This window comes from Novosphingobium sp. Gsoil 351, assembly GCF_009707465.1.
GTDB lineage: Bacteria > Pseudomonadota > Alphaproteobacteria > Sphingomonadales > Sphingomonadaceae > Novosphingobium.
In genome coordinates, this window is sequence record NZ_CP046120.1 from 1,781,920 (window position 1) to 1,803,316 (window position 21,397).

Genomic DNA, 21,397 nt, shown 5'->3' on the forward strand with positions numbered 1-21,397 from the left:
GAGCAATTTGGGCATGAGCAAGCGGGAAAGGACCGGACAATGAGCGATGGCTATCTGGTGGGTTCGATCGACGTCGCCGAACTGGCGTTCTTCGCATTCGTACTGTTCTTCGTGCTGCTGGTGTTCTGGCTGCGACGCGAAGACCGGCGCGAGGGCTACCCGCTCGAGGACGAACTGACCGGCGCGGTCGAGTCCTACGGCGGCGCGATGCACACCGCCACGACCAAGAGCTTCCGCCTGCCGTTCGACCGCGGCACGGTGAGCGCGCCCACCAAGGGCCGCGAGCCGGTCGATATTCTCGCGCGGCGTCACGAGAACTTCAGCGGCGCGCCCTATGAGCCGACGGGCAATCCGCTGACCGACGGCATTGGCCCGGCCGCCTACGCAGAGCGTGCCAAGTGGCCCGATCAGGACGCCGGCGGCCGGGCGCGGATCGTCCCGCTTTCGACCCAGACCGAAATCACCATCTCGCGCCCGGACAGCGACCCGCGCGGGATGAAGGTCTATGGCGCGGATGGCGCGCTGGCGGGCACGATCTCCGACCTATGGGTCGATCGCTCCGATCACCTCGTGCGGTATTACGACATCGCCACGACCGGCGGCGGACGCGCGCTGGCTCCGGCGGCGATGGGCAAGATCTCCAAGGGCGCGCTGGTGGTCGACGCGATCAACGCCGCCGACTTTGCCGGAGCGCCGCTGCCGGCCGCTGCGGGCGAGATCACTCGTTACGAGGAAGAGCGAATCGTCGGCTACTTCGGCGGCGGCTATCTCTACGCCAACGCCGACCGGCAGGAGCCGTGGCTATGAGCGAATACGACCACGAACCGGTCCGCGGGCTGCCGGGCAACCTGCCGCCGGGCGAGACGATCGTGTGGCAGGGCGCGCCCGACTGGCGCGTGCTGGCGCGCAGCGCGCTCCACACCCGGCTGATCGCAGCCTACTTCGCGGTGTGCCTGACGCTGGCGCTGGTCAACGGCAGCATGCTGGGCGTTGCCTTTACCGTGATCGGCGGGGCGCTGGTGGTCGCGCTGCTGACCGGTTTTGCCTGGGCAGTCGCGCGGACCACGGTCTATACGCTAACCAACCGCCGGATCGTGCTGCGGATCGGCGTGGCGCTCAACACCTGCATCAACCTGCCGCTCGGCCTGATCGGTTCCGCCGACCTGCGCGAGCGGGGCCATGGCTTTGGCGACATCGCGCTGGCGCCGACCGCCTCGCACCGCCTGGGCTATGTGCTGCTCTGGCCGCACGCCCGCCCGTTCCGTCTGCGCAGTCCCCAGCCCATGCTGCGCGCGGTGCCCGATGCGGCGATGGTCGCGCAGCAACTGGCACGAGCCTGCGCGGCGCTGAGGCCAGTTGAGCAGATGGAAGTCGAGGCGACCGCTCGCCAATCGCGCCCAGCGCTTGCTTCCGCCGGACTGGTCGAGGCTGCGGCATGAGCCACACGCATGCCCACGACGAGACCGTCCCCAAGCCCGCGCTGATCGCGGCGGGGGCGCTGGTGGTGCTGAGCATCCTGCTGACCTTGCTGGTACGCGTCGGCGTACTCGAGCGCGAGGCGGTTCCCGCGGCGGTGCGAGCGGCGGACCAAGCGAGCGTGGTCGAGACCCGCAAACTCACCTTCAGCGACCGGGCCGACGGCGCGGTGGTGATCGCCGACGCCGCCACCTCCGCCACCGTCGCGGTGATCGAAACCGAAACCAAAAGCGGCGGGTTCATCCGCGGCGTGCTGCGCGGCCTCGCGCGCGAGCGCCGGTCGCGCGGGATCGGTTCGGCGCCGCCGTTCACGCTGACCCTGTTCAGCGACGGCTCGCTCAACTTCGTCGATACCGCCACCGGGCGGAGCATCGAGCTGGGGGCATTCGGCCCCGACAACCGCGCGGTCTTCGCCGCCTTGCTGCCCAAGGCCGCCGCCTGATGCCCCGGGCCAGCTTCGATACCCCCTGCCGCATCGCGATCGAGCAGAGCGAGGAGCATTTCCACGCCCACGTCGAACTGGCCGGCGACATCGCGATCCATCCAGGCGACCGCGTCCGCGTACACGGCGCGCCGATCCGAGTGGCGTTCGGCCAAAGCGTGGTCCACGATCGCACCGCCACGGTGACCCGCGCAGGTCCGCTGCTGCGGGCATGGACCAGGTTCGTGGCATACTTCGATCTGGCCGAACTCTACGAAGTCAGCTTCACCCCGAGGAAGATCTCATGAACGCGCCCGTCTCCGCCAGCGCCTTCGACAACGCGATGGCCGCGCCCGACACCATGGCCATGGCGACCCAGGATACTGTCCTCAGCCCGCGTTTCTACACCACGGATTTCGCGCAGCTCGACGCTATCGATGTGACGTCCGTGCGCGCCGAGTGGGATGCGCTGATCTCGGAGATGCAAAGCGATCCCAACAAGCGCCACTTCAAGCGCGACGCCAGCTTCGATGGCGTGATCGAGGGCCTGGAACCCGCGCTGCGCGCCGAGTTCACCGACTTTCTCGTCAGTTCGCTCACCTCGGAGTTCTCCGGCTGCATTCTCTATGCCGAGATCGCCAAGCGGACCACGAACCCGGACGTGAAAATGCTGTTCAAGCTGCTCGCCCGCGACGAAAGCCGCCATGCCGGGTTCATCAACGAAACCCTCAAGGACGCCGGGATCGGGATCGATCTGAGCTTCCTGACCAAGACCAAGAAATACACCTATTTCAAGCCGAAGTTCATTTTCTACGCGGTCTATCTGTCGGAAAAGATCGGCTACGCGCGCTACATCGCGATCTACCGCCAGCTCGCCGCGCACCCGGAACTGCGCTTCCACCCGATCTTCCAGTGGTTCGAGCGCTGGTGCAGCGACGAGTTCCGTCATGGTGAGGCGTTCGCGCTGCTGATGCGCGCCGATCCCAAGCTGCTGACCGGGGTGAACAAGCTGTGGGTGCGGTTCTTCCTGCTCTCGGTCTATGCGACGATGTATGTCCGCGATCACGCGCGCCCGGTGTTCCACAAGGCGTTGGGGCTCGATCCGACTGCCTACGACTACAATGTGTTTGCGATCACCACTCAGATCAGCCGCCAGGTCTTTCCGATCGAACTGGATACCGATGCCCCGGCTTTCCGCGCCGCGCTCGAGCGGCTGCTCGCGGCAAGCCGGGCAATCGCCGATGGCAAGGCCCGCGGCGGCATCGCCGGGGCGCTCCAGCGTGCGGGCGGGATGATCCGCGCCGGTGCCGCCTTTGGGGGCCTGTTCTTCCACCGCACGCGCAGCAACGAACTGCCCGCCACCATCCGGCTGCAGCCCGCATGGTGACGATGGCGGGCCATATTCTGCCATTGGTGGCGACGATCGCGATCTGGTTCTTCGCGACGGGGCTGGTCGCGTGGCTTGATAACCGGGACCGGGCGACGTTTCCCGTCGCGCTGATCGTCGCCGGGATCGCTGGGGTGTTGGGCCTGGCGATGGTGGTGATCGCCGCCAGCCTGGCGAGCGCGGTCGGGGCGTACCTCGGCTTCGGCGGGGCGATGCTGGTCTGGGCGTGGCACGAGATGAGCTTCCTGATGGGCGCGGTGGCGGGCCCGCGGCGCGAACCCGCCCGGCCCGAAGCGCGCGGCTGGGACCGCTTCGTCGATGCCGGATCGACGCTGATATACCACGAGATCGCGCTGGCGGTGACCGCGCTATTGTTGATCTCGCTGACCTGGACCGCGCCCAACCCGCTGGGCGCGCAAGTGTTCTGCCTGCTGTTCGCGCTGCGTTTGGCAAGCAAGCTCAACATCTTCCTCGGCGTGCCGAACATGAGCGACGAAATCCTGCCGCCGCACCTCGCCTATCTCAAGAGCTACTTTGGGCCGCGCCGGTTCACCGCGCTGCTGGCTGCGACCATCGCCGCGACCGCCGCGCTCGCCGCGTGGCTGGGCGCGCAGGCGCTCGCCGCCGCGCCGCACGGTGCCGACGCGGTGGCGCTGAGCCTGCTGTTTACGCTTGCCGCGCTGGGCGTGGTCGAGCACATATTCTTGGCGTTGCCGTTCCGCGACGGCGCCTTGTGGGGCTGGGCATTGCCCGGCCAGAAGCGGGCCAAAAGCGGCGCGTAAGACGGTTTGGAGAGGGGAATACGCATGGATTACGAAGGCTTTTTCCAGACCGAGCTCGAGGCCGTTCGCGGCGAAGGCCGCTATCGCATCTTTGCCGAGATCGAACGCCATCGCGGCGCGTTCCCCAAGGCCACGCGTTACGACGACGAAGGCGGCACCCAGGACATCACGGTGTGGTGCTCGAACGACTACCTCGGCATGGGCCAGAACCCCAAGGTCATCGAAGCGATGCACCAGGTGCTCGACGAATGCGGCGCCGGGGCTGGCGGCACGCGCAACATTTCGGGGACCAACCACCACCACGTGCTGCTCGAGCGCGAACTCGCCGACCTCCACAACAAGGAAGCCGCGCTGCTGTTCACCTCGGGCTATGTCTCGAACTGGGCGGGGCTCGGCACGCTGGCGGGGCGCATTCCAGGCTGCGTGGTATTCTCCGACGGGCTCAACCATGCTTCGATGATCGAAGGCATCCGCTATTCCAAGGCCCCCTGCCGCATCTGGAAGCACAACGATCCCGCCGATCTCGACCGCCTCCTTTCCGAATATGGTCCCGAAGTGCCTAAGCTGGTCGCGTTCGAGAGCGTCTATTCGATGGACGGCGACATCGCCCCGATCGCTGAAATCCTCGATGTCTGTGAGAAGCATGGTGCGCTGAGCTATATCGACGAGGTCCATGCGGTCGGCCTCTACGGGCCGCGCGGCGGCGGGGTGGCCGAACGCGAAGGCCTGATGGACCGAATCACGGTGATCGAAGGCACGCTGGGCAAAGCGTTCGGGGTCATGGGTGGGTATATCGCCGCCTCGGCGGCGCTGTGCGATTTCATCCGCAGCTTCGCTAGCGGGTTCATCTTCACCACCGCGCTGCCGCCAGCACTGGCCGCGGGCGCCTGCGCGAGCATCCGCCACCTCAAGGAAAGCCAGATGGAGCGCGCGCGCCACCAAGAGCGCGTCGCCAAGGTTCGCCACCGGCTCGATGTGCTGGGCATCCCTCACCTGCCCAACCCCAGTCACATCATCCCGGTGATGGTCGGCGATCCGGTCAAGGCCAAGATGATCAGCGACTGGCTGATGGACAACCACGGGATCTACGTCCAGCCAATCAACTACCCGACGGTTCCCAAAGGCACCGAGCGGCTGCGGATCACCCCTTCGCCAGTCCACAGCGACGGCGACATCGACAGACTGATCGAGGCGCTGAGCGACATCTGGAGCCAGTGCGAACTCGCCCGGAGATCGATGGCGGCGTAATTGCCAGTGCCCACGAAAAAGGGCGCGATCCTTGCGGATCGCGCCCTTTTCCGTGTGTTTCGTGAACCGCTATTTCGAGGCTGTCGTCAGATAGGCGATCACGTCGGCGCGGTCCTGCGCCTTGGACAGGCCGGCGAAGGCCATCTTGGTGCCCGGCACCACGCGCTGCGGCTTCTCGAGATACTGGAACAGCTTATCGGGCGACCAAGTGATTCCGCTATTCTTGTTCGCGGCCGAATAGCTGAATCCGGCGATTTCACCCGAGTGACGGCCGATGATCCCGTGCAGCGACGGGCCGATCATGTTCTTGCCCGCTTCCAGCGTGTGGCAGGTTTTGCACTGGAGAAATATCTTCTCGCCGTTGGCGGCGTTGCCGGTCAGGCTGGCCAACTTGACGCCATCGACGGTGTCGGTGTTGTCCGCAGCCGGCGCGGCGCTGGCGGCTGCCGCCGGCGCTCCTGCCGGAGCGGCAGTGGTGGCAGCGGGGGTATCGGCCGCAGCAGCGGCGGCTTCGTCCGCTGCCTCACTGCCGTCCTCGGCCTTGTTTCCTCCGCAACTGGCCAGCAGAAGCGACGCCGAGATGACGCTGATAACGCTAAATGGAATCCGCATAAGTCTAACTCTCCCTGGGCCCGTGGTTCCGCTTAATGCAGGTGTTCAACCGCATCAACGAATGATTGTTCAGCAGCCTTGCGCACGTTTGGGTTTATGCCGTTTCATGCCGGGACGGGCGCCAGCGAGGACTCGAATGCAGCGCGGCCCAAGGGCAAGACCCAACGATGGACAGCCGCCACGTCGCTCGCTTCGTCACCCTGTTCGCGCTGTCGACCGTCGGCGCGGCATGGCCCACCGCCCAGGCTGCAACCGCGGCGTCGGCGACGATGGCGGTCAGCGTCGAGGTTGCTCCCAACTGCACCGTTGCCGCCGAGCCGCTGGTCTTCGGGACCACCGACGCAGCGCAGGCTCCGTCGCAAACCGCGAGTGCCGCCATCGAGGTTTCCTGCGGCGCGGAAGTGCCTTTCACCGTCGCGCTCGATGATGGACAATTTCCCGCCGGTGGCGCCCGGCGCGCGCTCGACCCGGCGAGTGGCCGGTACCTTGCCTACGACATCTTCGCCGATCCCGCCCACACCACCCGGTGGGGCGCATTGGGGAGCCAATCGGTCGCCGCCGTCACAAGCTCTGCCGGAACCGCCCGCCTGACCGCCTACGGAATGATCGGCGGGGACCCCCGCATCACCGCGGGCCGCTATGCCGATCAGGTGACGGTGACGACCAACTTCTGAGGTAGCGGAACACAGCGGAACCAACCTGGAGCCTGATGGCATAGGATATCGTGACCGACTATAAACGCCGCGATGGGCCAAAGGTCCGGCGATGACGAAGGGCTGGCGTTCGGCTGACCCGCGAACGATAGGGGGGATCAGGCCATCAGCGCCTGCGTTCGCGACCGTTCGCGGGCCACGTCCTGCGAGAGCACTGCCAGATCGTGCGGTTGCCCATTGGAGTCATGAACCTGATCGCGCAGCAGCGCCTCGCCGCGAAACCCGGATTCCTCGAACAGGGTAATCGCGCCGCGCTGATCCGGGGTCATCCGCGCGGTCAGCTTTGTCGCGCCCCGGGCGATCGCATGGTCGATGCTGGCTTCGAGCAGCGCTCTTCCGACCCCCTTGCCGCGCCATTCGGGCAGGACGAGCAGGCGCACGTCTGCGACATGCGCCGACCAGCTGAGCGGATCGCTGAGCACCGCGGTGGTCGCGACGATCTCGCCTCCCGCGACGGCAGCCAAGCTGTGGATCGAGCCGCGCTCGATCGCCTTGCGCCAGGCCGCGAGCACTTTGGGCTGGCGAATGTCGCGGTCCAGAAACAGCAGATCGTGCGGCGGCACTTTGCCCACGAAGCTGCGGACAGCGGCCTCGTCGCAATCCGCCAGGGACTGGATAGCCACCGGAGCGGCGGTCTTCACTTTCGCGTTCACAGGCTTTTCTCCGCCAGCCAATCGTCGAGCTTGGGCCACATCCGGCGCACCGCGTTGGGTCCGCCGACCAGGCTGACATGACCGCCCTTGAGGGTGACCTGCTCCTTGTCGACGCTGCCGATCATGTCGATCAGCGGAGCGGAGGCGGCGGTCGGCACGATATGATCGTGCTCGGCCGTCACGTGCAGGAACGGTACAGTGATGTTGGCCAGGTCGACCGGGCGTCCGGCGACGTCCATCGTGCCTTCCATCAGCGCGTTATCCCACATCAATTTCTTGATGGTGTCGCGAAAGTACGCGCCCGCGAGCGGGAGGATGTCCGTGCCCCAGCGATCGATCATCCGGTGGGCCTTGACGAACTCATCGTCCCACATTCGGTCGACCAGCCGCAAATTGCCCGCGATCCTGCCCGCCGGGCGCAGCGAATCAAACGAGGAGTAGAGCATCTCCGACGGGCAATTGCCCAGGGTATCGACGAGCCGGTCGACATCGAAATAGCGCTTGTCCGACCAGCTGGCGAACAGCGGCATCTGGCTGAAGTCGACCGGAGTGGTGAAAGTCGCCAGGTTCCTGAGCCCCGCATCTGGGTGCAACGCCGCCCACAGCAGCGAGAGCACCCCGCCGAAGCAATAGCCTAGGACGCTGACATCGGGTTCGCCCGTCGCCTGTTTGACGCGCTCGACGCAAGTCGGGATGAAGTCGAGCACGTAGCTGGCGAGATCGAGCGTCTTCTCGTCGGGGCGCGGGGCCTCCCAATCGATCATGAACACGTCGTAGCCGCGCTTCAGCAAATACTCGACCAGGCTCTGCCCCGGGGTCAGATCGAAGATATAGCCGCGGTTCGTCGTGGCCATCACCAGAAGCACCGGCACCCGGTAGATTTCGTCGACCAGAGGACGGTAGTGATACAGCCGTAGCGTGCCGCGTTCAATCAGCACGTCCTTGGCGCTCGCCCCCACGACCGGGGCGGGCGAAGCGAAATAGCCTAGCCCCTTGATGTTGCGCTGAAGCGCCCGCTCGAACTCCTGCCTGCTGCGTTCGAGTAGCCCGGGCTGTTCGCTCATGACTTGGCCGGAGGCTGGCGCGTGCGTGGCGGCCGGGGCAGCGCCGCGACGGTGGGCTCCGAGGGTTTGCCCGCCTCGATCCGCGCCAGGCTGGCCTCAATCGCGCCCAGCCGCGCGGACAGCGCCTCGATGTCGGTCCGGCTCGGCAGGTTGGCGACGGCCAGCGCCTTGCCCATCGCATCCTGCAGCGCCTTCTGCATCTGCAAGTAGCCGGCGGTCATCGTTTGCATCGCTTTGGTCGTCTCGGGACGCTGGAGAAACTGCGCGCCATATTCGTTGGCCAGCTTCTCCCACTGATCGAGTGCCGAGCGCATCATCGCCATCGGATCGAGGGAAGGCTCCACGCTCATCGACACGACCCGCCTGAAAGTTCAGTCATGGCGTCTCCCCTGCTTCATGCCTCTTGCGCGACTCGCGGGCGGGCCAGTATCGCCGCGACATGAAGCAGAACCTCGGGGTTGTGCGTCAACCCTAAATGGCTCCCGCCAACTTCTATGTTCTCGGTGTGGGCAGCCGGCTCCTCGATGCAGTTGCGCCACGCCGTAACCCCGTCGTTGCGCGAGTAGATAGCGGTGGTCGGAACGGCTGGCGGCGCACGGTCGCGCTCGAACCGCTCGCGCCATGAAGCGGAATCCACGCTCTCCCCGCTGACCAGCTTGTACATGCCGCGAATCGAGATCGCCCGCGGGTCTCCGGTAAAGGGCGAACCCAGGGTGATCACCCGCCGGACGGCCTCGGGATATCGGCGCGCCATTTGCCGCGCCATCATTCCGCCCAGGCTCCAGCCAACGAGACTCACTTTGTCGGCCGAACGTCCAGCCAGCTCGGATAGGCGCGCATGCAGCCCGGCCTGATCCTCGCCGAACTTCAGGTACCCGGTATTGAAGCCGAGCCGCCATGGCTCGCTGTCATAGCCCAACCACGAAAGATAGTTGCGCAAGGCCTGGGTCATCACGTCCGAGGTGGCGAAGCCTGGCAGGACCATGACCGTGTGCCCGTCACCGCGAGGCGCAGCGAGAAGGGCGGGAAGCCGCGCAAACATGCTTGCGAATTCAAGCGCTGCGCGCAGCGGCTCGGTCGCGCTAAGCCACAGCCCGGGCGCGGCGATGGCCTCGCTCTCGCGCGCCAGGTCACTCAGGGCAACCACCCACCGCTCTCGTCATCAACCGCCCCCTCAACCGACAAAACCCATCGCCCGCCCCCTCTAGCCAAAAATGGGTGGAAGGCAGTAGGGCCCTCTGCTCCCACGCCCGCCATACGGGCTTGCGGCGTTGAATGCGAGGACGAGGCGGATGGTGAACGACGCAGTCCCGGTCGAATCAGTCTCTGCGCCTGAAATTCCCATATCAATGGGAAAGTAGTGGGAAATCGCGCTCTGACGGGTCATTCTGGGGGTGATGGCATGCAAAAACCTTCCGGAATGCACGCGCGAGCTGTCCAATTTCCCCTATTCGGTTTTCTGGGAAGAGTTTGACGATTCCTGGGAAAATCTTCCGCTCAACCAGGAATTTTTTCCCCTTCTGGAATCCCGGTTCGGAGCCGCCCGAGCGCTCGGCGCGCGCCATCATCTCACGATTGGCGGAGGCAACGTTCTTGAGATTGTGCGCCCGATCGAGATGGATGAGTATCAGAAGGAACTGCTGTGCCTGCACCTCTACTGGCTGGCATCTACCTCAACCGGGAGCACAGCCGGTTTTTCAAATCTGGCCTCGAGCATCCTTAGGTCGTGCCCCCGGGCGTGGTGTAGGTTTCGAGGGTAGCGAAGCTGACCGGACGCGCGCTCCCCAACTAGCGCTGTAGCGGCCGGTCAGTTTCGCGGGTGGTCATCGGCGAACTTCGGATAAGCTTGGGTTGCGAAACTCAACTTACGGAGACACCGATGACCAACGACAAGATGGACCTGCACGCGCTGGTTGGGAAGACTGCCGACGGCGATTTCCTGCGCGACATGATTGGTTTTGCCGCGCAGCGGTTGATGGAGCTGGAGGTCGGCGGCCTGACGGGTGCGGCCTACGGCGAGAAGGATGCCGAGCGGCTCGCGCAGCGCAACGGCTATCGGGACCGGGACTGGGAGACCCGCGCCGGCACCGTCGAGCTGCGGATCCCAAAGCTCAGGAAGGGCAGTTACTTCCCGGGCTTTCTCGAGCCCCGCCGCATGGCGGAGAAAGCTCTGACGGCTGTGATCCAGGAGGCCTACATCCAGGGCATCTCGACGCGCTCGGTCGACGATCTTGTCAGGGCGATGGGGATGAGCGGCATCTCGAAGAGCCAGGTCAGCCGGCTGTGCGAAGAGATCGACGGCCGCGTGAAGGCGTTCCTCGAGCGTCCGATCGAAGGCGACTGGCCCTATGTCTGGATGGATGCCACCTACATCAAGGTCCGGCGAGCCGGCCGGATCGTCTCGGTCGCCGTCATCGTCGCGGTCGGTGTCAACAATGACGGCCGGCGCGAAGTCCTCGGCATGGCGATCGGGCATTCCGAAGCCGAGGTGTTCTGGACGGACTTCCTGCGCAGCCTTGCCCGCCGCGGCCTGCGCGGCGTGAAGCTGGTGATCTCCGACTCCCATGAAGGCATCAAGGCATCGGTCGCCAAGGTCTTCAGCGCAACCTGGCAGCGCTGCCGCGTCCACTTCATGCGCAACGCCCTGGCCCATGCCGGCAAGAGTGGGCGCCGGGTCGTCTCGGCGTTCATCGCCACCGCCTTCGCCCAGGAAACACCCGAGACCGCCAAGGCCCAGTGGCGCAGCGTGGCTGATCAGCTCAGGCCGACCGTGCCCAAGCTGGCGGCGCTGATGGACAGCGCCGAGGACGATGTGCTGGCCTACATGACCTTCCCCGCGCAGCATCGCACCAAGCTGCACTCCAACAATCCCATCGAGCGCCTCAATGGCGAGATCAAGCGGCGCACCGACGTCGTCGGCATCTTCCCCAACGAGGAGGCCATAACCCGTCTCGTCGGCGCGATCCTGCTCGAACAGAATGACGAGTGGGCCGTTCAGCGCTGCCGCTACATGACGCTGGAAAGCGTCTCGGGATTAAGCGATAACACCATCATCAGGTTGCCAGCCATGGCGGCATGATCAATCCGGCTTGGCCGGAGATCGCTGCGACTACGCCAGCGAACCTACACCACATGGTGGGACACGATCCATCCTTAAGTGTCTGAACCACTCGACGACGCAGACGCTGTCAGTTCAGCAAATCGCCCGGGTCGATTTTGATACGGTCGTTCAATCGTCCAAGCTGACGAAATCCGCCGCTGACCGCGCTGACCCCAAAATCATCGAGCGGGGCCCACGGGTCGAGCTCGACTTGCTTGCCGACCGCGGCTTGCTGGTACTTTCCTGCGATCTCCTCGCTCCCGAACGGTCCGGCAATGAAGTCCAGCGATGCCCCTCGAACGAGGTCGACGTAAAATGCACGCATGGCGCTCCTTTCTGCTTTGGCAACGTGAGCTGGGCAGCGTGAACACCCGACCGGCGGCCACCAGCGCACGAGCGCCTGCGGCAAACTATCGATCAGCGATGTCGGGATCTGCGGTCAGGTCGAATGCGACACTATCCGCTCACACCAATGACTATGGTCGCGGTGTGGGGGAATTCAACTGGAAAGCCAGAAGCAGAGCTCCGGGACTGATCGCCATGGCGCCGCCACTGCCGCTAAGCATTACCGATGTTACAGCATGCCGCGCTGGCAATGACTAATCTCGTCGAACGCCTTGACGAGAACGACGCCGACGGGATCGAGGCTGTCTTTGCATCCGTCACTTTCCCACCCTGGTCGCCGACAAGCTCTATTGCTACTTTTATCTAATGAGGTTAGATTTCAAAACGGAAAGGCTGCGGAATGGCGGCCTAACAAGGAGAGCTAAATGGCGACGCACGCGCGTGACCGTTTTGTGCTGACTGTGGATGGCCGAAGCGTGGAAACCGCCAAGACAATCCCGGTTCGCAATCCCGCGACGGGAGAAGTTTTTGCAGAGGCACCGGCCGCCGACGCAGCCGACCTCGACCGTGCCGTCGCCGCGGCCTCACGCGCCTTCCCCGGCTGGCGCGACACACCCGTGGCCGACCGCAAGGCTGCAATCATTAAAGCAGCCGACCTGATCGACGGCGAAGCTGATGCACTTGCCGCCCTGTTCACCAGGGAGCAGGGACGCCCTTTACCGGGCGCTAGGGCGGAGATCGCGGGCGCGGCGATGTGGCTTAAGGCGACCACGATGCTCGATATCCCGGTCGACGTCACCGAAGACACTGCCACGCGTCGAATCGAAGTGCATCACGTTCCGCTAGGAGTCGTTTGCGGCATCGTGCCCTGGAATTTCCCGGTTCTTCTTGCAGCCTGGAAGATCGGCCCTGCGCTCATGGCGGGGAACACGCTAGTGCTGAAGCCCTCTCCATATACTCCACTCACCACCTTGCGGATTGCCGAACTCATCCGAGACTGCTTTCCCGCAGGCGTGTTAAACGTCATCTGTGGCGGCGACGAACTGGGTCCGCTGATGACGGCGCACCCTGGTTTTGCAAAGATCTCGTTCACGGGATCGACGGCGACCGGTCGACGTGTAATGGAATCTGCGGCGCGCGACCTCAAGCGGATAACACTTGAACTTGGTGGCAACGATGCCGCGATCATTCTCCCCGACGTCGATGTTGACGCGGTTGCCGAGCAATTATTCGAAGGCGCGTTTCACAATACTGCACAGGTTTGCGTGGCAACGAAGCGGCTTTATATTCACGCCGATATCTACGATAAGCTTCGCGACCGCTTGCACGAGTTGGTGCGCGAAACCCCGATCGGCGACGGTGCCCAACAGGGCAATCGTTACGGCCCGATTCAAAACGAGGCGCAATATCGGCGCGTGATTGCGCTCCTCGACGATGCCCGCGCCAGCGGGTTGACCTTACTCGAAGGCCAAGCGGTCCCCGAAAGGGGGTATTTCGTCCCGCTGACGCTTGTCGACAATCCACCTGACGACGCCCGCGTGGTTGTCGAGGAAGCGTTCGGCCCCGTGCTCCCACTGCTCAAGTTCACGGACATCGACGACGTAGTCACTCGCGCCAATGACACGGAATACGGACTTGCTGGCGCAGTCTGGTCCGGCGACGTCGAACAGGCCACCGCGATCGCGCATCGCCTCGATACCGGTACGGTCTGGATCAACCAAAACCTGCAATCGACGCCGTTCACCCCCCTGGCCGGGGCCAAGCAATCGGGCTTTGGTCAAGAAAACGGGTTGCCTGGACTTCTGGAATTTACGCGACCGAAGTCGATTTACATTCCAAAGTCGGCCGCCGCGGCGTGAGCAGCACGCTATCAGCTTCCGAAAAGGCGTTTCGCGCCGAGGTTCGCGCATTCCTTGCCGATGCGCTCACTCCGGAGTTGCGCTTGGCAGGGAGCCGGATGACCAGCGTCTATGCCGATCATGCGTCGCAGATGGCGTGGCAGGCGATACTCCACAAGCGTGGCTGGGCGGCACCGGCTTGGCCGGTTGAATACGGCGGCGCTGGGTGGAGCGCCATGCAGCGACATATCTTCACGAGCGAGCGTGTAGCCGCCGGCGCTCCACCGACCTCGCCTATGGGCATAAACATGGCTGGGCCGGCGATCATCGGCTACGGAACGGAAGCACAGAAGGCCTACTTTCTCCCGCGAATGCTGTCGGGCGAGCATTTCTGGTGCCAAGGTTACTCGGAGCCCCAAGCCGGCTCTGACCTCGCTGCCCTGGATATGAAGGCGGTGCGCGACGGAGATGCACTGGTCTGCACTGGCAGCAAAATCTGGACCACGCATGCCAACGTAGCCAACTGGATGTTCTGCTTAGTCCGCACCGCGCGGACCGAGCGCCGCCAGCAAGGTATTACCTTTCTTCTCATTGACATGGCCACGCCGGGCATCGAGGTTCAGCCGATCATTATGCACTCGGGCGAATGGATCCAGAATCAGGTGTTCTTCGACGCCGTACGCGTGCCCGTCGCCAACGTTCTTGGTGAAATCGACGGGGGCTGGACGGTCGCCAAGTACCTGCTTGATTTTGAGCGCGGGGGAGCGCTTACGCGCCGGAACTGAAGGCAAAGCTCGATCTACTCTATACCGAGGCTGCGGGACGGATCGCTGCCGATCCAGTGTTCGCCACACGGCTCGCCGATGTTGGAGTGCAGATCGAAGTTCTCGACGCTCTCGAAATGGAAATTCTCTCCGCACTGTCAAACGATCGCTCTGTCGGCACCGATGCATCGATGATGAAGATCTTGGGCACCGAACTGCAGCAGCGGATCACAGAGTTGCGGCTCGAGGCCGCGGGGCCGCTTGCGCGTGCCTGGCAGCCGCGTGTCGCTATGCCGGGCGGCCCCGTAATAAACTACCCGGGTCCCACGGAAGCTTATGCCAGTTTAGAGCCTTGGCAGGCAATCGCACCGCTGCGCTATCTCAATGAACGGGCCGGCTCGATCTACGCGGGAACCAACGAGATCCAGCGCAACATCATCGCTAAGGCAGAACTTGGCCTTTAGCCACCTAGCGCGCCTCGCGCAGGCTGGCATACCGGGCTAAGTGCTTGTCGGCTGAGCCAAGTTCGTTTTCGATAACGGTCAGCCGCTTGAAAAAGCCCGAGAGGGGGAGCTCAGCGGTCATACCCATCGCGCCGTGAAGCTGCACCGCCTGCTGCCCGACATATCGCCCTGCGGCTGCAACGGTCGCCTTTGCGGCACTGACGATCCGTGATCGGACGTCGGCGGGACCGTCCAACGCTTCCATCGCCCGCCGCCCGATCGCCTCCGCTCGACGCGCCTGTATGTGCATGTCCACCAGGCGGTGCTGGACAACTTGGAACTGGGACAAGGTCTGTCCAAACTGGTGACGTTGGCGGGTGTAACTAACGGTGTCGCGGACCAATCGGCGCATGATCGCCGCTGCCTCGACTGCGATGCAGGCTAGCGCTTCGTCTATAGCGACATCCACCGCTTCAGCTGCGTCGTCCGAAACAAGCAAAGCCGGGGTGTCGGCGAATGTTACGTCGGCCGCCCGCCGGCCGTCAATTGTAGGATAACCGACGATCCTGTAACCGGCGCCAGGTTCGACAAGAAACAGACCGACCCGGAAACCCAGCGGAACGACAACGAGGAATGCCATCGCCGACTCGGCGTGAAGCACAAGTTTAGCTCGCCCGCTGAGAGTCCATTCCTCCCCAACCGAGGACCCTGCCAAGCCACCACGGAGACGCGGATCGATCCCGGCGACAGCACAGACGGTTCCATCGCCCGCGAGTTTGCGCAGCGTCGCATCAGCCACTCCCGAGAAGCGGCCAAGTAGTCCGGCTGCCACGACACTGCTTTCGAGAAAAGGCGTTGACCGACCTGTTTCGCCCAGAGCTGCCATGATCGGCTCGGCTTCCCGCGCGACGAGGCCCAGACCGCCGAAAGTCTCAGCCACGCGAAACCCGCTTACCCCGGCAACAACCAACCCGTCCCAAGCTGCACTAGCGTCGGCGGCCGCGAGCCTCCGACTGATTGCTTCGAACAGCTGGTGCTGCTCGCCGTTCACGCCCGTTCGAGAAGCGACTCAAGCGCCTCGTAATAGTGGACGATGTTAGCCTCCAGCCCGCAGTAAACGACCTCGTCGGGAACGCCCGTGCTCAGACCGGCCTGGCTGATCTCCGCGGCGCGGAAATCCTCGCCGCCAAACACGCTGATGATCAGCTCGTATGAACGCTTGAACACCTCCTCAGCCTTGGGTGTGGTCGCCGGGCCTGGGGTGAGCATAAAGTAGTGTACCGTTGTGCGATCGGCATCGCGCGGCATCAATATCATCACGCTGGTATAGTACTGGCTGGTCACAACCACGACGTTGGGGAACGCAGTGTAGGCATGCGTCACGAGCTTGTGGATATTGGCTTCAGCGTCCTCATCGAGCATCGCCGGATCATAGTCGATCCGGCCTGAAACTTGGCGGATATTGGCTCCGAACACATCGACGATGTTGGGTGCGTCCACGAACAGGTTGCCTATGGATGCGGCGTGTAGACGCTGAACGTGATAGCCCTCGAGAAACGGCTCAAGGACGACCTTCCAGTTGGCCTTCAATTCGAATGTCTGGCGCCCATAGACGTGGCCGTCGGCAATGCCGAGCGCTGTGAAATCTGCGGCAATTTGGTCGGAAAGCTGCGAATAGTCAGGATCGCCGCCGTCGAGCTGGGCATATACGATGCCGCCGAAGACACGGGCTGGCAGTCGCTTCAGGGAGCGTTGCGACTTGTCTAGACCGGCAAACATGTCCGCCCGAGCAACGCCAATCAGCTTGCCGTCAATGCCGTAGGTCCACGCATGGTATGGGCAGGTCATTCGACTCTGGGTATGGACGGTGCAATCTTCAATTAACTTCGCGCCCTTGTGCTGGCACGCGTTGACGAAGACGTTGACGTCACCGTCGCGCGTTCTCGACACCAGCAGAGGCACGCCATACGCCTCGACCGCGACGATTGAGCCTGCATCGGGAAGCAGCGCCGCAAGCGTGACAGGCACCGGGAACCGGCGGAAAATTTTCGTCTGCTCAAGATCAAAGCGCTCGCGACCGGTGAAGATCGCATTGGGGCGAGTCGCCGCGAGCGGAACATTCACTGCGTCCTTCTCAGCGGGAATGCGCCGGATCGATTCCTGTTGGCTGGCGGTTAGGTCCGACAGGCGAGTGACTTTGCGCCCGACGGACTTCGTGATGTCGACGACCTCGTTCATGGGTCTAACTGCCTCTCCTGCTATCCGGCGGCCATATCAAACTTTAAATCTAATGCCAATAGTTTTAACAGAGTCGGGCTTGATCAGGACGCCGCCCAAAAGCCAGCACGGGCTCGTTTGAAATTCCGTTCAAGTCCTGGTTGCCGGTCGTAGGACACGGTCGAGAAAGGCTATGACGCTAGCGTTGAAAGCATCGTTGCGATCACCCGACACCATATGGCCGGCGCCGCTGACATCGGCGACTTCCAGTGAGGGGAGGATCGCCCGAAATTCCGCGACGCCGCTGTCGCTGACAACGTCGCTGTTCAAGCCGCGCACAAGCAGAACCGGCATGTCGTCATTGTCGGCTAGAGTCCGTGATGACTGCTCCACGATCAAATGATGTAACTCGGGATCGGTGGCAACGATACGCGGGTCATAGTGCCAGTAGAGGCGTCCGTCTTTTCCCGCGCGCAGGTTGCGACGAAGCCCTTCAGGGTCGCTCGGCCGCCTGCGATGCGGATTGTACGCGGCCACCGCGGCCACAGCGTCCCCGATAGTGTCGAATCCCCCAGACGTGCCGCGCATGAAACCGACAATTCGGTCGATACCCACAGGCTCGGGCATCGGTACGATGTCCACCAAGACGATCGCTGCCGGCTGCAGTCCTGAGGCGACCGCATGGATTGCAGTCGCCCCGCCGAGAGATGCGCCCACGAGGGCGAAGGGCTGGTCAAGCTCTTGGACGATCGCGCGCAAGTCGCCCACCCGGTCGTCCAGCGAATAGTGCCCTGCATCTGACCAGTCGCTCTCGCCATGTCCGCGAGCATCAAAATTGATCACATGGTAACCGCGGGTGACTAGCGCATCCATCGCGCCGGACCAGCTATGCCGCGTCTGACCGCCTCCGTGCAGAAGCACAACAGCAGGGGCTTCTGGTGGACCCGCTTCGTCTGCGATCAAGGTGACCCCATCTGGCGACTGATAGCTTCGCAATCCAGGCATCAAGAAATCCCCCGCAGGATCATAAATCTATCGTTGTTAGTTTGCGATTGCAATTTCGCGCAAGCTGCTAGTCTATGCAGAACGGCTGGCTTACCGATTGGTGAGCGAGTGGATCGCGAAATGGGGTGAACGCATTGAAATCTGCACAAGGAACTGCCGCAAAGCCCGTGCGGGTACCACGTGCCGGTCGCCCGGCGACGCCCCTCATTACCCGGCATGCAGCTTCCGTGGCTGCCCTGAAGATGATCGATCGTCACGGCCTGGACGGACTCAACCTGCAGGTCGTGGCTCGCGAACTGCACGTCAGCGCGCCATCGCTCTACCATCACTTCAAGGATAAGGAGGAGATCCTCACCGAAGTTGCCCGGCGAATGATGGAGGAGATCGGCTCCGAACAAGAGAAATGGTCTGACGATTGGGAAACCCGGACCATCGAGCTTAGCCTCGCGACCCGCCGCGTGATGTTGCGCCACCCGAACGCCTCGCCGTTGGCCCTGCGCTTTTTCCCTCGCAAGGTGATGCTGCCTGCTTACGAGCGGAGCCTGGTCGATTGTCCCTACGCGCCCGAAGTACGCATGGTCATTCTGGAGGCGGTCGAGAAGTTTACCTACGGGACCTCGCTTTTCGCCGCTGCAGCCGAGGCGCACCACATCCCCGCGATGCCGGAGATAGACCCAGCCAAATTTCCCAATCTGGCTGAGGCATTGTCTCTCGCCCCGGACAACGACGAAAGGCTTCATGTCGAGGCCCTAAAGGCGCTGCTTGCAGGATTTCGGGCTTCGTTCCGGCCTTTGACGACGACCAAGCGCAAGCACTGAAAGGGCTCGGCCCCTGAGCCGAGCCCCACATCGTTAGAACTTGAGCCCGACCTCGACGTATATCTCACGAGGATTGTCGACGAAGGCCGACATGTCGGCCAAGGTCGCAGGGCCCGCTGTGCCCGTCCCTGTTCCCCCGGTGAAAGGGATATCATTCGCTGCGGCGACGACGAGCTTGTTGGTGAGGTTTCGACCGATTAGCGAAATCGACCACCGATCGTCCGGGCCTCGGAGGGCCAGACTGGCGTCAATCTTGGTGTAGCTCTTCTGCACAGAGTCCGGCCGAAGCGCGTCGGTGAAATTGAACTTTGACGTGTAGCTGACATCGCTGACGGCGCGCACCGACCATCCCGACGACCCGACCGGCACGTCCCATGTGAAACCGGCTCGGCCGGCGAACCTGGGTGCCTTGGGCGGCGTGCGTCCGTCATAGTCCTGCGCGGTGAAAGCAGCTCCAACTTTCTGCAGATTGCAACCCTGAACGATCGTCTGGCCCGGATAGCACTGACCAATGTAATCCTGGTATTTGGCATCGTTGTAGGCGGCTGCGCCCCGCAGGCTGAGCCCCGTAAGGCCTGGTACCCGGTAATTGAAGTCTGCTTCGATACCCTGGGTACGCAGCTTGCCCGCGTTGCCCGCGATGAGCGAAACAGCGATTGGGTCGAAGAACTGCACCTGCAGGTCCGAATATATGTATCGATAGATAGTCGCGTTGAGGCTCAAGCGCCGGTCGAGCTTGAGCGTCCGGACACCGACCTCGCCTCCTTCGGCGGTCTCGGATTTGTAGCGACCTGCCGCAACGGTTGCCGCAGGTGTGAGAACCTGGGAGATATTGAAGCCGCCCGCTTTGAAGCCTTGTTTGTAAGCAGCGTAAAAAGTGGTGTCGGGCTCGGGCTTGAATCGAATGGTCGCCTGAGGGGATATGTTGCTTTCCCGGTACCGGTCCTTGAGTTCAAGACCGCCCGGAAACGCCCCGGCAAAGGCGATGTGGCCAGGCAGCGAACGTTGGAACGAGTCGCGCGATTCGAGGCTGTACCGAGCACCGCCCGCCAATTCGAGTTGGTCGGAGACGTTGAGTGTGGCTTCGCCAAACAGCGACATCGAATCCGTGCTGAACCCATTGTCGCGCTTGAATGTGACGTATGTGTTGTTGAGCGGGTCGAGGGGAACCGGAAAAATGTAGGCATCTGTGTTGAAGTCGAATTTGCCGTGAGCGTAAAATCCGCCGAACAGCATGTTAAACGGTCCGTCGAAATGTGACTGGAACCGCAGCTCCTGCGAGTATTGGGTGAACTCGGCAAGCTGCGTAAAAGTCGACGGATACGCCTCGCCCGAAACGTTGTTCAGGTCTGTTTGCTTGAATCTGTAATATCCGGTGATCGACGTCACATCGAATGGATCGCTCTTGATCGTTCCCGTCATGATTCCGTATTGCGAAGCGAAATCCGCATAAAGACGACCATCACGCGCGTAACGATAGTTTGTCTGCGCAACCTGGATGGGGATTGCCGAGCTATCGGACCGTCCGTTGATACGGCAATCGGCATTGGGGCTGGGAGGAATCCCGTTGGCCGTAGCGGGAACGGTTCGTCCGCCGCCGCAGATCCGCTCGACGATGTCCGTCGGTCCACCATCATTGACTTGCGAGAAGCCACCCTTGAACTGCAGATTGAAGGATTCGGAAGGATCCCAATCCACCGTAGCGCGCGCCCCATAGCTTTCCGCAAAGCCGCGGTACTTGGAATTGCGCGTTCGGACCTGGCCTGGAATCGGCGTTGGATAGGTGGCCGCTGCGGTGTTGGTGAACGAGCCGTCGCTGTCCGAATAGCGACCTGCGATCCGCGCCCGCAAAGTATCGCTCAGTGGACCGGAGACGAATGCTTCGGCATATTTTTCCTTGCCTTCAAAGCCATAGCCGGCCTTCACCCCGCCCTCGAACCTGTCGGTGGGGCTGTTGGTGACAATGCTAATCAACCCACCGGTGGTGTTCTTGCCGAAGAACAACGCCTGCGGACCTTTGAGCACCTCGACTCGTTGAATGTCGTATTGCGGCAGACTGATCTCGCGGCCGCGGCTCATCGGCAGGCCATCGACCACGAAGGATACCGACTGGTCAAAGCCCGCGGACAAGGCTGTCGAGCCGACCCCGCGCAGGAAGATGCTGGCCGATGAGCCAGATGCCGCCTTACTGGTGATGAGCGACGGGACCAGCGTTGCTAGATCGGTCACCCGCGTCACGTTGTAATTCTGCAGGGTCTCGCCGCCGACCGCAGTGATCGCGACGGGAGCATCCAGCAGACGCTCGTCACGGCGTCGTGCCGAGACGATGATCTCGTTTGGATCGACCGTCTCCGAGACGTCCGTGGCCGGGGCAGCCGATGGGGCCTCAGCAGGCACGGACGCCGGCGATTGAGCGAACGCCGCGCCAGGCGCGACCATCGCGGTTGAGATCAACAGAGCGGCGACACGGAGCTTTTGAGCCACAAACAATCCTCCCAAGGGCCCGAGGCA

General features: G+C 63.1%; 24 protein-coding genes. 13 read left to right on the forward strand and 11 right to left on the reverse strand.

Going from position 1 to position 21,397, the window contains the following annotated elements:
- Positions 1-39: 39 nt before the first annotated feature.
- Genes puhA through hemA form a run of 7 tightly spaced genes read left to right on the forward strand, consistent with a single transcriptional unit; the run spans position 40 to position 5,314 of the window.
- Positions 40-807 carry a photosynthetic reaction center subunit H gene (gene puhA / locus GKE62_RS08545; protein ID WP_154691880.1) on the forward strand — a complete coding sequence of 256 codons (768 nt, stop codon included), beginning with the start codon at positions 40-42 and terminating at the stop codon, positions 805-807.
- Positions 804-1,439, forward strand: a complete 636-nt coding sequence (gene puhB, locus GKE62_RS08550; RefSeq protein WP_154691881.1) for a photosynthetic complex putative assembly protein PuhB — start codon at positions 804-806, stop codon at positions 1,437-1,439. The genes puhA and puhB overlap by 4 nt, the downstream gene beginning before the upstream one ends.
- Positions 1,436-1,918, forward strand: coding sequence for a photosynthetic complex assembly protein PuhC (gene puhC, locus GKE62_RS08555; RefSeq protein ID WP_154691882.1), 483 nt, complete (start codon positions 1,436-1,438; stop codon positions 1,916-1,918). Before puhB ends, puhC begins: the two co-directional genes overlap by 4 nt.
- On the forward strand, positions 1,918-2,205 hold the full coding sequence (locus GKE62_RS08560) for a hypothetical protein (protein ID WP_154691883.1): 288 nt from the start codon (positions 1,918-1,920) through the stop codon (positions 2,203-2,205). Before puhC ends, GKE62_RS08560 begins: the two co-directional genes overlap by 1 nt.
- Positions 2,202-3,284, forward strand: a complete 1,083-nt coding sequence (gene acsF, locus GKE62_RS08565; protein ID WP_230207019.1) for a magnesium-protoporphyrin IX monomethyl ester (oxidative) cyclase — start codon at positions 2,202-2,204, stop codon at positions 3,282-3,284. Before GKE62_RS08560 ends, acsF begins: the two co-directional genes overlap by 4 nt.
- Before the next feature lie 2 nt (positions 3,285-3,286).
- On the forward strand, positions 3,287-4,066 hold the full coding sequence (puhE, locus tag GKE62_RS08570) for a putative photosynthetic complex assembly protein PuhE (RefSeq protein ID WP_370516080.1): 780 nt from the start codon (positions 3,287-3,289) through the stop codon (positions 4,064-4,066).
- Positions 4,067-4,090: 24 nt separating this feature from the next.
- Entirely contained in the window at positions 4,091-5,314 is a 1,224-nt protein-coding gene (gene hemA / locus GKE62_RS08575; protein ID WP_154691885.1) for a 5-aminolevulinate synthase, read from the forward strand.
- Positions 5,315-5,383: 69 nt separating this feature from the next.
- Here hemA and GKE62_RS08580 read toward each other — a convergent pair whose 3' ends face one another.
- Complete coding sequence (locus GKE62_RS08580; protein WP_154691886.1) at positions 5,384-5,926, reverse strand: cytochrome c family protein; 543 nt, start codon at positions 5,924-5,926, stop codon at positions 5,384-5,386.
- Between the two features lie 167 nt (positions 5,927-6,093).
- Here GKE62_RS08580 and GKE62_RS08585 point away from each other — a divergent pair, with 167 nt between their 5' ends.
- Positions 6,094-6,600 (forward strand): spore coat U domain-containing protein, encoded by a 507-nt coding sequence (locus GKE62_RS08585; protein ID WP_154691887.1) that lies wholly within the window; start codon positions 6,094-6,096, stop codon positions 6,598-6,600.
- A gap of 137 nt (positions 6,601-6,737) precedes the next feature.
- Here the strand turns inward: GKE62_RS08585 and GKE62_RS08590 are convergent, their stop codons facing one another.
- The 5 genes from GKE62_RS08590 to GKE62_RS08610 form a co-directional block, all read right to left on the reverse strand.
- Positions 6,738-7,292 (reverse strand): GNAT family N-acetyltransferase, encoded by a 555-nt coding sequence (locus GKE62_RS08590; protein WP_230207020.1) that lies wholly within the window; start codon positions 7,290-7,292, stop codon positions 6,738-6,740.
- On the reverse strand, positions 7,289-8,356 hold the full coding sequence (locus GKE62_RS08595; protein ID WP_154691888.1) for an alpha/beta fold hydrolase: 1,068 nt from the start codon (positions 8,354-8,356) through the stop codon (positions 7,289-7,291). The genes GKE62_RS08590 and GKE62_RS08595 overlap by 4 nt, the downstream gene beginning before the upstream one ends.
- Positions 8,353-8,706 (reverse strand): hypothetical protein, encoded by a 354-nt coding sequence (locus GKE62_RS08600; protein ID WP_154691889.1) that lies wholly within the window; start codon positions 8,704-8,706, stop codon positions 8,353-8,355. Before GKE62_RS08600 ends, GKE62_RS08595 begins: the two co-directional genes overlap by 4 nt.
- A gap of 44 nt (positions 8,707-8,750) precedes the next feature.
- Positions 8,751-9,503: an alpha/beta fold hydrolase gene (locus tag GKE62_RS08605; protein WP_154691890.1), complete on the reverse strand. Its 753-nt coding sequence runs from the start codon at positions 9,501-9,503 to the stop codon at positions 8,751-8,753.
- Positions 9,504-9,702: 199 nt separating this feature from the next.
- Entirely contained in the window at positions 9,703-10,008 is a 306-nt protein-coding gene (locus tag GKE62_RS08610) for a hypothetical protein (RefSeq protein WP_154691891.1), read from the reverse strand.
- Between the two features lie 227 nt (positions 10,009-10,235).
- Here GKE62_RS08610 and GKE62_RS08615 point away from each other — a divergent pair, with 227 nt between their 5' ends.
- The gene (locus GKE62_RS08615; protein ID WP_154691249.1) at positions 10,236-11,435 is read left to right on the forward strand and encodes an IS256 family transposase; all 1,200 of its coding nucleotides are present in this window, start codon (positions 10,236-10,238) and stop codon (positions 11,433-11,435) included.
- 109 nt (positions 11,436-11,544) lie between these two features.
- Here GKE62_RS08615 and GKE62_RS08620 read toward each other — a convergent pair whose 3' ends face one another.
- Positions 11,545-11,865, reverse strand: coding sequence for a hypothetical protein (locus GKE62_RS08620; RefSeq protein WP_154691892.1), 321 nt, complete (start codon positions 11,863-11,865; stop codon positions 11,545-11,547).
- Positions 11,866-12,226: 361 nt separating this feature from the next.
- Here GKE62_RS08620 and GKE62_RS08625 point away from each other — a divergent pair, with 361 nt between their 5' ends.
- The 3 genes from GKE62_RS08625 to GKE62_RS18950 all read left to right on the forward strand — a co-directional run bounded on the left by GKE62_RS08625 (position 12,227) and on the right by GKE62_RS18950 (position 14,867).
- On the forward strand, positions 12,227-13,660 hold the full coding sequence (locus GKE62_RS08625; RefSeq protein ID WP_154691893.1) for an aldehyde dehydrogenase family protein: 1,434 nt from the start codon (positions 12,227-12,229) through the stop codon (positions 13,658-13,660).
- A complete protein-coding gene (locus GKE62_RS18945) occupies positions 13,657-14,424 on the forward strand; it encodes an acyl-CoA dehydrogenase family protein (protein ID WP_230207021.1) in 768 nt (255 codons plus the stop codon). Before GKE62_RS08625 ends, GKE62_RS18945 begins: the two co-directional genes overlap by 4 nt.
- 86 nt (positions 14,425-14,510) lie before the next feature.
- Positions 14,511-14,867, forward strand: coding sequence for an acyl-CoA dehydrogenase family protein (locus GKE62_RS18950; protein ID WP_230207022.1), 357 nt, complete (start codon positions 14,511-14,513; stop codon positions 14,865-14,867).
- Positions 14,868-14,871: 4 nt separating this feature from the next.
- Here the strand turns inward: GKE62_RS18950 and GKE62_RS08635 are convergent, their stop codons facing one another.
- The 3 genes from GKE62_RS08635 to GKE62_RS08645 form a co-directional block, all read right to left on the reverse strand.
- Positions 14,872-15,786, reverse strand: a complete 915-nt coding sequence (locus GKE62_RS08635) for an acyl-CoA dehydrogenase family protein (RefSeq protein ID WP_154691894.1) — start codon at positions 15,784-15,786, stop codon at positions 14,872-14,874.
- A gap of 107 nt (positions 15,787-15,893) precedes the next feature.
- Complete coding sequence (locus GKE62_RS08640; RefSeq protein ID WP_154691895.1) at positions 15,894-17,084, reverse strand: aromatic ring-hydroxylating dioxygenase subunit alpha; 1,191 nt, start codon at positions 17,082-17,084, stop codon at positions 15,894-15,896.
- Between the two features lie 129 nt (positions 17,085-17,213).
- Complete coding sequence (locus GKE62_RS08645; protein ID WP_230207023.1) at positions 17,214-18,026, reverse strand: alpha/beta fold hydrolase; 813 nt, start codon at positions 18,024-18,026, stop codon at positions 17,214-17,216.
- Between the two features lie 284 nt (positions 18,027-18,310).
- Here GKE62_RS08645 and GKE62_RS08650 point away from each other — a divergent pair, with 284 nt between their 5' ends.
- The gene (locus tag GKE62_RS08650; RefSeq protein ID WP_195908680.1) at positions 18,311-18,886 is read left to right on the forward strand and encodes a TetR/AcrR family transcriptional regulator; all 576 of its coding nucleotides are present in this window, start codon (positions 18,311-18,313) and stop codon (positions 18,884-18,886) included.
- A gap of 33 nt (positions 18,887-18,919) precedes the next feature.
- On the opposite strand, the gene GKE62_RS08655 is transcribed toward GKE62_RS08650, so the two are convergent.
- Complete coding sequence (locus tag GKE62_RS08655; protein ID WP_230207024.1) at positions 18,920-21,370, reverse strand: TonB-dependent receptor; 2,451 nt, start codon at positions 21,368-21,370, stop codon at positions 18,920-18,922.
- Positions 21,371-21,397: the final 27 nt, after the last annotated feature.